This window comes from Nocardia sp. NPDC004278, from assembly GCF_053602975.1.
On the sequence record NZ_JBSGEQ010000061.1, the window covers coordinates 21,291 to 33,742 of the forward strand.

The 12,452-nt window shown below is 66.4% G+C and carries 13 protein-coding genes; all 13 read right to left on the bottom strand.

What is annotated here, in order from left to right; genetic code table 11:
• Positions 1–30 precede the first annotated feature (30 nt).
• Positions 31–1,590, bottom strand: a complete 1,560-nt coding sequence (locus ACWEO2_RS42115; protein WP_452410501.1) for an alkaline phosphatase D family protein — start codon at positions 1,588–1,590, stop codon at positions 31–33.
• Between the two features lie 73 nt (positions 1,591–1,663).
• Positions 1,664–2,128, bottom strand: coding sequence for a nitroreductase/quinone reductase family protein (locus ACWEO2_RS42120; RefSeq protein ID WP_452410502.1), 465 nt, complete (start codon positions 2,126–2,128; stop codon positions 1,664–1,666).
• 154 nt (positions 2,129–2,282) lie between these two features.
• Positions 2,283–2,522 carry a hypothetical protein gene (locus tag ACWEO2_RS42125; protein WP_452410503.1) on the bottom strand — a complete coding sequence of 80 codons (240 nt, stop codon included), beginning with the start codon at positions 2,520–2,522 and terminating at the stop codon, positions 2,283–2,285.
• Positions 2,519–4,144 (bottom strand): cytochrome bc1 complex cytochrome b subunit, encoded by a 1,626-nt coding sequence (qcrB, locus tag ACWEO2_RS42130; protein WP_452410504.1) that lies wholly within the window; start codon positions 4,142–4,144, stop codon positions 2,519–2,521. The genes ACWEO2_RS42125 and qcrB overlap by 4 nt, the downstream gene beginning before the upstream one ends.
• 298 nt (positions 4,145–4,442) lie before the next feature.
• A complete protein-coding gene (locus ACWEO2_RS42135) occupies positions 4,443–5,312 on the bottom strand; it encodes a hypothetical protein (protein WP_452410505.1) in 870 nt (289 codons plus the stop codon).
• A gap of 392 nt (positions 5,313–5,704) precedes the next feature.
• A complete protein-coding gene (locus ACWEO2_RS42140; RefSeq protein WP_452410506.1) occupies positions 5,705–6,394 on the bottom strand; it encodes a phosphoribosylanthranilate isomerase in 690 nt (229 codons plus the stop codon).
• Positions 6,395–6,462: 68 nt separating this feature from the next.
• Positions 6,463–7,188, bottom strand: a complete 726-nt coding sequence (locus tag ACWEO2_RS42145; protein WP_354961067.1) for a lysophospholipid acyltransferase family protein — start codon at positions 7,186–7,188, stop codon at positions 6,463–6,465.
• Between the two features lie 134 nt (positions 7,189–7,322).
• Positions 7,323–8,336, bottom strand: coding sequence for an ROK family protein (locus ACWEO2_RS42150; protein WP_452410507.1), 1,014 nt, complete (start codon positions 8,334–8,336; stop codon positions 7,323–7,325).
• Positions 8,333–8,800 carry a hypothetical protein gene (locus tag ACWEO2_RS42155; RefSeq protein ID WP_355187195.1) on the bottom strand — a complete coding sequence of 156 codons (468 nt, stop codon included), beginning with the start codon at positions 8,798–8,800 and terminating at the stop codon, positions 8,333–8,335. Before ACWEO2_RS42155 ends, ACWEO2_RS42150 begins: the two co-directional genes overlap by 4 nt.
• Positions 8,797–10,092, bottom strand: coding sequence for an ArsA family ATPase (locus tag ACWEO2_RS42160; protein WP_452410509.1), 1,296 nt, complete (start codon positions 10,090–10,092; stop codon positions 8,797–8,799). Before ACWEO2_RS42160 ends, ACWEO2_RS42155 begins: the two co-directional genes overlap by 4 nt.
• Positions 10,089–10,526, bottom strand: a complete 438-nt coding sequence (locus tag ACWEO2_RS42165; RefSeq protein ID WP_354961070.1) for an SRPBCC family protein — start codon at positions 10,524–10,526, stop codon at positions 10,089–10,091. Before ACWEO2_RS42165 ends, ACWEO2_RS42160 begins: the two co-directional genes overlap by 4 nt.
• A 45-nt stretch (positions 10,527–10,571) precedes the next feature.
• Positions 10,572–10,955, bottom strand: coding sequence for a polyketide cyclase / dehydrase and lipid transport (locus ACWEO2_RS42170; protein WP_355187197.1), 384 nt, complete (start codon positions 10,953–10,955; stop codon positions 10,572–10,574).
• Between the two features lie 203 nt (positions 10,956–11,158).
• Entirely contained in the window at positions 11,159–12,286 is a 1,128-nt protein-coding gene (locus ACWEO2_RS42175) for a glycosyltransferase family 4 protein (protein ID WP_354961072.1), read from the bottom strand.
• Between the last annotated feature and the right edge of the window lie 166 nt (positions 12,287–12,452).

The following is a 12,452-nucleotide window of genomic DNA, read 5'->3' on the forward strand; positions in this document are numbered from 1 at the left end:
CGGGCTCCGATGCTCGTTCGATCTCGACCGTTAGCGAACCGGCGGCGCGAGCCGCTGGCTGAACAGGACAGATCCGGTCGCATCGCAGAGGTTGACCGTCAGTTCCCTTGACTTGCCATCGATCAATACCTCACCGAAATGTTGGTAGCTGTCCAGTGGCGAGGCGTTCTGGACATCGGGTGCGTGCACGAATACCGCCTCCGGACCGAAGGTGCCGTCCAGCGGATTCGGTAAGAACGCACCGGCATTCAGCGGTCCGGAGACGAACTCCCAGAATTCGTCGAAGTCGGTGAACGCGGCGCGCTCCGGTGCGTAGTGGTGGGCCGCGGTGTAGTGCACATCGGCGGTCAGCCAGACCACGCCGCCGACCTTGTTCGCTTTGATGGCCGAAAGCACCTGGGCGATCTCGGTTTCCCGGCCGGATGGTGCGCCGTTGTCACCGTTCGCGGGGCCCTCGTAGGCCATCACTTTCTGTTCACCGTCCTTGACGACCAGGCCGAGCGGCAGGTCATTGGCGATGATCTTCCAGGTGGCCTTGGCATCGCGGAGCCCCTCGATCAGCCACTTCGTCTGTTCCGGACCGAAGATGCGACCGTTTGGTCCATTGTTGATGTCGTTGGTGTCCTTATAGGTCCGCATATCCAGCACGAAGATGTCCAGCAGCGGGCCGTAGGAGATCTTGCGGTAGAGGCGTCCGTCCACCGCCTCCCTGGGCTCCAACGGCATCCACTCGTGGAAGGCCTGCCAGGAGCGGGTCGCCAGGGTGTCCATGCTGCGCTCGGTGTAGCCCTTGGTCTCGGCGACCAAGCCGCCGTGGTACCAGTTGTTGACGGTTTCGTGGTCGTCCCACTGGACCACCTGGGCGACCGCGGAGTTGAAGCGGCGGTAGTTCTGGTCGGTCAGGTTGTAGGCGTAGTTGCCGCGGAACTGCTCGAGCGTCTGGGCGACAGCGCTTTTCGCCTCGGAGACGACATTGCGCCAGATCCGCCCGTCGGGCAGGGTTACCGATTCCTGCAACGGCACATCGGCGTAGATCGAATCACCGGAGTGAATGAATAGGTGTGGGTCGCGTGCGGCCATGGCGGAGAAGATCTTCATGCCGCCGAGTTCGGGATTGATGCCGTAGCCCTGGCCGACCACATCGCCGGACCACTGCAGCCGGATATCGGCCGCGCCCGTTGGCACCGTGCGGAATACGCCCGTGATCGGTTCGGAGGTGGCGCCGTCCTCGCCTTCGAGGGTCACCCGGTAGTGCACCTGCTGACCCGCGGGCAGCCCGTTGACGCGCACCCGTCCGGTGCCGTCGGCGTCCGGGGTCAGCAGCGGACTGGTGAATCGTTTGGCGTCGGTGAAGGATTCGGTGGCCGCGGTCTCCACGATCAACTTCGCCGGCTGATCCGAGCGCGCCCAGATCAGTGCACCGTCGGCGCGCGGGTCGCCGACCGCGACGCCGTGCGTGAGCTTCGGGCGCGTACGGACCAGTGCGGGACCATCATTCGAACAAGCGGCCAGCGCCGGGGCCGCGACGAGACCGAGGGCGGAGGTGCGCAGCAGCGTCCGCCGGGAGATGGCGAAGTCCGAACCAGTCATTCGCCCACCTTGGCGTAGGGAGTCCAACACCGTGTGAACTCCTACCGTCTGCTCGGCCAACAGGCGCGCGATATCAGCCGCATGGTCGAAGTTCGATGATCGGGATGAGCCGGTCGGTCTTTTTCTGGTAGCCGAGATAGCGCGGTTGTTCGGCGGTGATCTGCTGCCAGGCCCGCTCGCGCCGCTCGCCGTCCAACTGTTCGGCCGTCACTTGGAACTTCGTCCCGCCCACCTCGGCCCACACCTGATCGGGATGTGCGGCGATATTGTGATACCAGCCCGGATGCTGGATCGCGCCGCCCATGGAGGCGACGATGAGCCAGCCACCGTCGTCGGCCGGAAAGCGGCTGACCGTCACCCGACGTTCCTCGCCGCTCTTCGCGCCGACCGTGGTCAGATACACCAGGTCCATGCCGAGGAATCGGTCGTGGCGGAATCGGTGGTATCGCTCCATGGCCCGGGTGAGGAGACGGTAGACCGGATTCGGTGACGGTGGCCTGGACCCTCTGGTCCCCGCCGGAATCTTGTGAAAGCTCATGATCCGCTCCCATGCGGCTCGGAACTGTGTGCACTTAACAGCATGGCACTTCGGTGATCACTATCTCGACCGATTGCGGCGCCAACGGACCGAGGGCCCCGAACCGGGTTGGTTCGGGGCCCTCGGTCCGGGCCGCGGTGTGAGCCCGAGGTCCTCAGACGGTGTTGTCGACGAGGATTTCGTAGGCGCGGACGGCGTCCTCGGGGAAGACGAGGACGCGGTGGCGGTCGGGGTGGCCGGTGGTGTGCGCCGGGCCGGTGGTGGCCCGGATTCCGTGATAGCGCAACAGGTCACGTACCGCATGTGCGGTGGTCGCGCTGGTTACGGTGGCCGCCGCGACGAGCAGTCCGTAGTCCTCGGTATCGGGCGCTTGCGAGCGCTCGGGCCACATCATGGTGCATGCCTTTCACCGTCGGCGGAGATTCGGTCCTGATGCTTCTGTAGCACGGCGAGCTGTTTGCGTTCCTCCGCGTGCTCGATCTCGAAGTGTCGCGCGGATTCCGCCGCCGGATCGGGCCGCAGGAAGCTGCCGGTGCCCGGTTTGCCCGCCGAACCCAGCTTGTTCATCTTCTTCGGTATCGCGGCGCCCTGGTAGGGCAGGGGTACCGGATGGCCGTGTTCGTCGACCGGCCCCAGCGACTGGTGCACCTCGATGTACTCACCGTGCGGCAGTCGCTTGATCACACCGGTCTCGATGCCGTGCTCGAGCACCGCGCGGTCACTGCGTTGTAGACCGATGCAGAACCGGTACGCCAAGTAATACGCGATGGGTGGCGCGGTCAGCAGACCGATACGGAAGATCCACGTCGTCGTATTCAGCGAGATGTTGAACTTCAGCGCGATGATGTCGTTGACACACGCCAAGGTCAGCACCAGATAGAACGCGATCGCCATGGCGCCGATCCCCGTGCGCACCGGCACATCACGGGGCCGCTGCAGCAGATTGTGGTGGGCGGTGTCGCCGCTGAGCCGCTTCTCGATCCACGGGTAGGCGTAGAGCACCGCGAACACCAGCCCCATGATCACCGCTACCCAGAACACCGCGGGCACCGTGTAGCCGCCGATGTAGATCTCCCACGGCGGCATCAAGCGCACCAGGCCGTCGGTCCACATCATGTAGAAGTCAGGTTGCGAACCCGCCGACACCTGAGAGGGGTTGTAGGGCCCTAGGTTCCAGATCGGGTTGATCTGCAGCACACCACCCATAAGCGCGACCGTTCCCAGGGTGAACATGAAGAACGCGCCTTGGTCCAGCGAGAACACCGGCACGATCCGGGCGCCGACGACGTTGCGCTCGGTGCGCGCCGGCCCGGGGAACTGCGTGTGCTTCTGGTACCACACCAAACCGATGTGCGCGGCGATCAACGCCAGCATGATGCCCGGAAACAGCAGCACATGCGTGATGTACAACCGCGGGATGATGATCGTGCCCGGGAAGTCACCACCGAACATCAGCCAGTGCAGCCAGGTGCCGATCACGGGGATGCTCATGGTGATACCGCTGAACGCGGCGCGCAGACCGGTTCCCGAGAGTAGATCGTCCGGCAGCGAGTAGCCGAAGAATCCCTCGAACATTGCCAGCATCAACAGCGTCACGCCGATCACCCAGGTGCCCTCGCGCGGCCTGCGGAAGGCGCCGGTAAAGAAGATCCGGAACATGTGAATGATCATCGACGCCGTGAAAAGCAAAGCGGACCAATGGTGTACCTGCCGCACGAAAAGCCCGCCGCGGACGTCGAAGGAGATATCCAGCGTGCTGCGGTACGCAGCCGACATCTGCACGCCCCGCAACGGCTGGTAGGCGCCGTCGTAGACAACCTCGGTCATCGACGGTTCGAAGAACAGCGTCAGATACACGCCCGACAGCAGCAGAATGATGAAGCTGTACAGCGCGATCTCGCCGAGCAGGAACGACCAGTGCGTCGGAAAGACCTTATTGATCGAGCGTTTTACGAAGGCGGCGGCGCGGTACCGCTCGTCGGCCGCATCGGCCTGGTGCGCCACTGTCGAGCTCATCGCGCGATCCCGTACGAGCCGGGTAGGCCGAACGGCGGCATGGGCGCCTGCGCCGCGAATGCCGCCGCGGCGCTGCCCTCGTCCGCCACCTCATGACCTATGAACAGCACAGGCATGGTTCATCTCCTTCTCCGCCGGAAGCTGCCTACGCATAAGACGCATTGGTGGCGCGAAACGTGACAGCCCTGGATACGAGAAATTGGGATGCGGGGGTTTCGGGCGAACGCCCTAACTAAATGGCCTGGTAGGAGGGTATTTCGGTGGACAGGTGCGTGACGCAGATCTCGGCGTCGAGGGCTCAGGAGGGGAGTTCGTTCAGCGCGGAGAGGAAGTTGTCCGACGGGTAGATGCAGAGTGCTTCACCGGTGTGCTCGGTGGTGGCGGCCAGCTCGATGGTGCGGTCATGCCACCAGTAGACGTCCTGGCTGACCGGCCACGGGCGCTGGGCGTAGTCGAGCACCGCGACCTGGGCGAGCACCGTGGTGGCCCGCACGACGTCGAGATTTGCCACCGGATGCGCGTAGATCTGGCGCTGGGACGGCACCGCGAATACCGACCCCGCCGGTCCGACCACCGGATACTCGTCCAGCCAGCGCACGTGCGCGGTGATGTAGTCGGAGATGCCGCTCAGCATGGTGATCTCGACACCGTCGGCCATCGGCGCATCGATCCGATGGGTGAACGCCTCCAGCGGCCCGTCCGCGCGGGTGTTCTGTTCGGCGAGGGTGAACAGGTCGTATTCGTCGATCGGCCACTGCCGCAGCATCGGATAGGTGACCGGCGCCATGGTGTGCACCTGATCGATCAGCACCCGCTGGACCAGTCCGGGCGCGACCTCGCGGCGCACAACATCCGGTGACCCACCCTGCCCCGAGTACAGCCGAGTCCTGATCAGTCCCCGCATCATTGCGAAATTCCCGGTGTCGAGCGGATCGCGATCGACCTCCAGATCGACCAGCCCAGTACTGAGATAATCCGCGACCAACGCGGGCCACTGATCCGGCGGCTCATCCGCCGCCATCCGCCGCAAATTCGTCAACCCGACCATGACATCCCCCGCGGGCCCCGACAACATCACGTCATCGGCATTCGCCACCCGGCAGGAATACCCCAGCTGATGCGCCGCGGCCACCGCGAGCGATAACAACAGATCCGTCCCCTCGGACATTCGCGGCCCCTAGCTCATTTCGCGAAGCCGCTGCCACCGCCGGACCCCGCACCTACCGCACCCGGAACATCTACCCCGCTGATTGTGCCCCCACGGCACGCGGCCCGCTCGAATGTTGCCGAGATCGCTCCCGTCGCATCCCTGCGCGCCGAATCCGCTGCGCCGCAACAACCGATGAACCGCGACCTCGGTACCAGCACGGGCCATTCGGCAGCTGCGGCTGGCAGGGTGGGCGGAAGTCCCCGGTACGGCAGATCAATGTCGCAATGGGATGGATGCGATGGAGCGGAGCGTGTTGTCCGATCGAACTAGGCGGTCGCATCGCTCATCGGTGCGATTGGCGCGGGCAGCCACTACACCGCCGCGAACTCGGTCGCCGGGGCCGCTCGTGCTCATAGCGGTGGGGCGGGGGGTGCGAATGACCCCGGTGCCCGGTGTACCGCTGTCACAAAGGCCGCACACGCGTCGGGTTGCTTATCGCCGGTGGCGGTTTCGACTCCGCTATTGACGTCCACCGCGAAGGGGCGCACGCGTGCGATGGCATCGGCGACATTGTCCGGACCGAGCCCACCGGCGAGCACGACCGGGCAGCCGAGTTCGTGTAGTGCGGTCACCACGGCCGCGCTCACCGACCAGTCGTGGGTCAGTCCGGTACCGCCGAGACGGTCCGCGGTGCGCGAATCGAGCAGCACCGCATCACAATCCGGCGCGACCGAACGCGCGGCGCCGACCGCTTCGAGGCCGGTGACATGCACTGCCTTGATGATCTTGCGCCCGCCCGAGGCCTTTCGAACCTCGCGAACCGTGTCGATCGTGACGAGCCCGTGCACCTGGATCGCGTCCACACCCACTCGGTCGGCGAGGTCGACGATCGCGGCGGCGTCTTCCAGATGGGTGACAAGGACCCGGGTGACGAACGGTGGAGCCAGACGCGACAACTCGGCGGCGCGCTCGGCGTCGAGTGCGTCCTCGCTGAAATGGGTAATCCCCGAGATGAATCCGATGGCGTCGGCACCGGCGGTCAGTGCAGTCCACAGATCGTGCTCGGACCTGATCCCGCAAATTTTTGCGCGCACCGTCACGACTCAACGATATCCGTCGAGTGGCCCGTATCGATGCGCGCCCGGCCCGGAGCCCGGTTGGCCCGGAACTAGCTGGCCGCGGTCTCCGGGATGCGAGTGGCCTCAGGGGCGGAGCCGGAGGGGACACCCTTTTTCAGGCTGGCTGCGTAGACATCCACGTATTCCTGGCCGCCGAGTTGCATGAGTTCGTACATGACCTCGTCGGTGACGGCACGTTCGACGAAGCGGTTGCCGCCCATGCCCTCGTAGCGGGAGAAGTCGATGGGGGCACCGAATTTGACGGTGACCTGCTGACGGCGCCAGCGGAACGGGCCGGGCGGGCAGACCTCGAAGGTGCCGATGACGGCGACCGGAATGACGGGGACACCGGTTTCCAGAGCGAGGCGGGCCAGACCGGTCTTGCCCTTGTAGAGGCGGCCGTCGGGGGAGCGGGTGCCCTCGGGGTAGAGGCCGACGAGATGGCCCTTGTCGAGGAGTTTGCGCGCGGCGATGAGAGCGTCCTCGGCCGCACTGGCACCGCTGCGGTCGATCGGGTACTGGCCGGTGGCGCTGAAGAAGAACTTCTGCAGCCGACCCTTGAACCCGGGGCTGTTGAAGTACTCGGCCTTGGCCAGGTAGCTGATGCGCCGCGGGCTCATCAGTGGCGCGAACAACCAGTCCGAGAAGGACAGGTGGTTCCCGGCCAGGATGGCGGGCCCATCGGCGGGAATGTGTTCCACGCCTTCGACTGTCGGACGGTTGTAGAGGTGCATGAACGGTCCTGGGAACAGGTACTTCAGCATCCAGTAGAGCATGGCGTCCTAACCCCCGCGGCCGGGATCGTTTACGGGTACAACCGTCAGTTGCCGACTTTACCGTCGGTTACAGATCACATCCAAGCGGAGCGGTGTATCTCACCACATGTTCTCGAGTGCTGATAACCGACCGCTCAGTGGGTGGAACGCGCGACCCACGATCGGCCGCGTCCGGTGTCGACGAGGGTGGCTCTGGCCAGTTCCGCCGCGCCGATCATGCCCGCCGCCTCACCGAGCTGGGTGGTGCGGATTCGGGCCAGCGGCCGATGGCCGGCGCCGGTGATCGCCCGCGCGTATTCCTCGCGGGCCTCGTCCAGGAACAGCCCGGCCGAACTGCTTACCCCACCGGCGATCACGATCAGTCCGGGATCGAAAATATCGCTGACAAAGGCCAGCCCGAGCCCGAGCCAGCGCGCGAAATCGGCCATGACCGCCACGGCAAGGGGGTCGCCGTCCTGTGCCGCTCCGGCCACCCGGCGTCCGGTCAGCGAGCCGGGATCGCGCAGCACCTCACGCGCCAGCACCGTCGAATGCACCGGATCGGTGGCCAGCATTTCGATCGCGGTATCGACCAGAGCCGTTCCGCTGCAATACCTTTCCCAACAGCCGCGCTTACCGCACGGACAGGCTCGACCCTGCGGCACCACCTGCAGATGTCCGAGTTCCGGTGCGACGCCATGGGTGCCCCGATACAGTTCGCCGTCGATGAGCAGCGCCGCGCCGATGCCGGTGCCGATCGCCACCAGCACCGAGTTGTGTCCGCCCGCCGCGGCGCCGAACCGGTACTCGGCCCACATGGCGGCATTGGCGTCATGCTCCAGGATCACCGGCAGTTCGAGACGTTCGGTGAGCCGCTCTGCGACCGGGGCGTCCTGCCACGGTAGATGCGGTGCGAAGCGCACCGCCGAGCGATCGCCGTTGATGAACCCGGCCACTGCCAGGCCGACCGCGCCGATCGGATGCCTGCGACATAGCTCGCGGACCGCGCGGTCCAGCGCATTCTCCAGTGCCCGCGCCGAATGCGGCGTGGGCGCGACAACGGTGTCGAGCACCTCGCCGTCGCCATCGACCACCGATGCGCGAATATTGGTGCCGCCGACGTCGATTCCGACGGTCAGCGGTCGCACATCTGCCACTCGCGCGGTCATGCCTTGATCGTCACGGGGATGCCGACGTAGCGGGCCCGCTCCCGCCCGCCCGGGGTCGAGTGCTGTGCGTGGGTATTTGCCGCGGCCGATGCCGACGCGTCCCCGTGCTGCTCGACGAAGGCCGAATGATCGTGCGGTACGTCGTCATCGGGCATGACCGGATCGACCGGCACCCCGGCCAGCGCCTCGCGCAGCACCGTGACGATGGCGGTGCCGTGATCGGCCACCACCGCGAGCACATCGTGGTGCTCGCCGCGCACCAGTGCGGCCGCCGCGCACACCGGGCACCAACTGCAGCTCGACCAGTCCGGCTGTCCGTCGGCGGCTCGGCGCAACACCGGCTCGACCCGCTCCAGCACCGCCTCCGCGAGCAGTTTCAATTCCGCGGCGAATTCGCCGAGGCCGTCACCGGGATCGACATCGCCTGGCCAGCCATCCGCGTGGCCGCCGCTCGGATCGGTCATACCGGCCACGCCTCGGGGTCCGGACGGAAACGCACGACCAGATAGCCGTGCTCGAGTTCGGCGCCATCGACCGTGCACCGCCGCAATACCGGTGCCAGGCGCACTCGGCGCCGGACCCCGTCCGCTCCCACGATCAAATCGTCCTCCACTCGTCCCAGTCGCAGCGTCGCCGCATCGACGACGGGCAGGTGCATCCGCATCGCGTACACCGAATGCAGACCGGTGCCCGACTCCAATCGAACCACCGGCTCGCCGGAACTTGTGCGAACCTTCGCCGGATTGTCGCGCAACGCGGGGTCGGTGTCTAACCGCTCGCCCGAGTCCATCGCGTACGACAGTGCGGACAGGGAGGTGAGCCCGACCGGTTCGGGCCCGGTGTGCTGGGCGATCAGCACCCGTGTTCCGTCCATGCCCCGTTGTAGTCGATTCACCACGTCCAACTGTTCGGCGCGCCGATTCAGATACCACTGCACCGCCGGATGGGAGGCGACCTCCAGTGCCGTCGGCGGCGGCGCGGCGGGCAGCACCTTGTTCACCACCACCGCGTCCAAGCGCAGACCGAGCAGCGCCGCGGCCGATCGCACCCGCTCCGATTCGGCGACGGCCACCTGTTCGGCGACGGTGATCAGCCGCGCGCCGGTGCGGGCGTGATCGGCGAGCAGATCGCGCACCTCGGTCACCGCCTTGACGATTCGTTCGACCGTGGTGGCGAGCACCGCGCGGCGCAGATCGGTGCCGACCGTGCTCAGTGCCCGCGCGTGCTGCGGCCACACCCGTTCCACATAGCCGAGCAGGGTTTCCGGTGCGGTGATGATGCGCAGCATATCCGCGGACGGCGGGCAGTCGACGACGATCACATCCCAGTCATCCTCCTGGACGAACTGGGTGATCTCCACCAGCATCAGCAATTCCTGCACACCGGGCAGTCCGGTCAGTTCGGCCGGATCCAGCGCGGCCAGGTCGACGCCGTGCTCATGGCCGGTTCCGGTGGCCAGCATCCGCACCACCTCGCGGAACCGATCCTCCAGCAGCGCAAGGGAATCGACCTCGATCACATCGACTCCGGGTAGCACGCCGGCGACCCCGGCCACGGTGCCTGGATCGTGCGGAAATCGGAAGCCGAGCGCGTCACCGAGCGAATGTGCCTGATCCAGCGAGGCCACCAGCACCCGCTGACCACTGCGCGCGTAGGCCATCGCGGTGGCGCAGGCCAATGTCGTCTTGCCGACTCCGCCCTTACCGATGAACAGTTCGACCCGGGTCCTGGCTGCCTCGGGCTTGTGCGTGATCAGCCTTCGACCCGTTTCTTCAGTTCCTTGAGGGCGGTGTCGGTGATCACCTTCTCCGCCTTGCGCTTGAACATGCCGATCATCGGGATGTTCAGGTCGACGGTGAGCTCGTAGGTCACCTCGGTGGTGCCATCGGGCCGGTCGATCAGTTCGTAGGTGCCGTCCTGCGCCTTCTGCAGATCGCCGCTGACCAGCGTCCAGCTGACCGACTTTTCGTCGGGCCGCCAGGTATAGGACAGCACGTAGGTGTCCTTGACGACTCCGGCATCCAACACGAAGCGTGCGGTACGCACCCGGCCGTCGGGGCTTTTCTCGAGTACCTCAACCGATTTCGCCGCCGAGACCCACTCCGGGTAGGACTCCAGATCGGCGATGACGGACATCACCCGCTGCGACGGTGCGTCGATGATGATCGACCTCTGGGTCCTGTCGGCCATGGCGGACAACGGTTCCTTTCAGCTGCTCTGCTGTAGTGGTGTGCGTCAGCGGGGGGCGGTGTGCGCCGGTGCGACACCCGCCGCGCGGCCCGCCTCCAGTCTGGCCTTGATCTCGAACGACATCGTCTTGCCCGCCACCCGGCGGGCCCGATTGGCGGCGGCCGGATTGCGGGTCGGCGCCTTCGGTTCGGCGTGCAGGAAGTAGTGCAGGATCACCCCGTCCAATGCGGGCTCCAGCCATACTTCCATGGTTCCGGTGAGCGCACCGGTGACCGTCCAGCGAATCCCCTTGTCGGCCCGGTCTTCCCGCACCTCGAGGTCGAGGTCCGGCCACCAGCGGCGCCAGTTGTTCGTGCCCGACAGGATCTCGGCGACCGCGGCACCCGGGGCAGCGACGAACGTCTGATCGGCGACCTGAATACTGCTCACGGCTGCGCCTCGCTGACGCTCGGCTCCACCGTGCGCAGGGCGCGCTGGCACATGGCTCGTTCGCTGCGCTCACTCACGACTGCGCCTCGCTGACGCTCGGCTCCACCGTGCGCAGGGCGCGCTGGCACATGGTTCGCTCGCTTCGCTCACTCACAGCCCGACTGTAATAGATAACACTCCTTGGACCCTACGCCGCCGCCACCTTATTGCAGCAGCTGACGCAGCCGCGCGCCCAGGCTGTCCCAGCGCCACTGCTCCTCGACCCAGCTGCGCCCCGCCGCGCCCATCTGCGCGGCGGCGTCGCGATCGGACAGGATGTCGACGATGGCATTGGCGATCTCGGTGGTGTTGCGTCCATCGACAACTCGGCCGGTCTTGCCCTCCAGCACGGTCTCCGGCGCACCGCCCGAGCGCCCGGCGACCACCGGCACACCGGATGCCGACGCCTCCAGGTACACGATGCCGAGACCCTCGACATCGAGCCCGGCCCCCCGGGTCCGGCTCGGCATCGCGAACACATCGGCCAGTGTGTGGTGGGCGGCCAGTTCGCTGGACGGAACCCGGCCGGTGAAGACCACGTCCTCGGCGACACCGAGAGCCGCAGCGAGAGCGTGCAGCTTGTCCTCGTACGGTCCGCCGCCCGCGACCACCAGCACCGCACCGGGAATGCGGTCGCGGATCTCGAGCATGGCGATGATCAAAGCGTCCTGCCCCTTGCGCGGAACCAGCCGGGACAGGCACAGGATTGTCGGCCGATCGCCGAGGCCGTAGCGCTCGCGCAGTTCCGCGCGCGCGGCCGGATCCGGCCGGAACACCTCGGTGTCCACACCCGGCGGCAGATATTCGAGCGCGGCATTCGGTCCGAACGCGGAGGCGAACCGGCCGCGCGTATACCGACTGACATAGGTGACGACATCGGTGTGCTCGCCGATCGCGCGCAGCGCCTGCCGCGCACCCGGCAGCATCGACCAGCCGACCTCGTGCCCGTGGGTACTGGCCAGAATCCGGGTCGCGCCCGCGCGCCGCAGCATCGGCGAGAGCAATGCGAGCGGCGCCGCCGCACCGAACCACACGGTGTCGCAGTTCTCGCCGCGCAGCAGCCGTGCCGCGCGCCGCAGCACCAGTGGGGTCGGCAGCATCAGCGTGGTGGGGTGGCGAACCACCTGGAACTTCTGCTTAGCATCGAATTTCAGATGACTGTCGCCGCGCCACCGTGGGGCATAGACGACCAGGTCATCGGGCGGCAGCTCACCGGCCAACGCCTGCAGATACGACTGGATACCGCCCGGCCGCGGCGGGAAATCATTGGTAACCAGCAGAGTTCGAGCCATGCGAACAAACTACTGTGTTGGATTTGCCGCGCCTGCGGCGCTGTGTCTAATTTGCAGCGCCTGCGGCGCTGCGTGTTCGCGGCCCCCTTTTGTCTCGCGTCCGAGCCGTCGAGACAAACCCCAGCGGCGCAAGCGCGTCTAAGAAGAGGAACCGAGACCGGCCCCG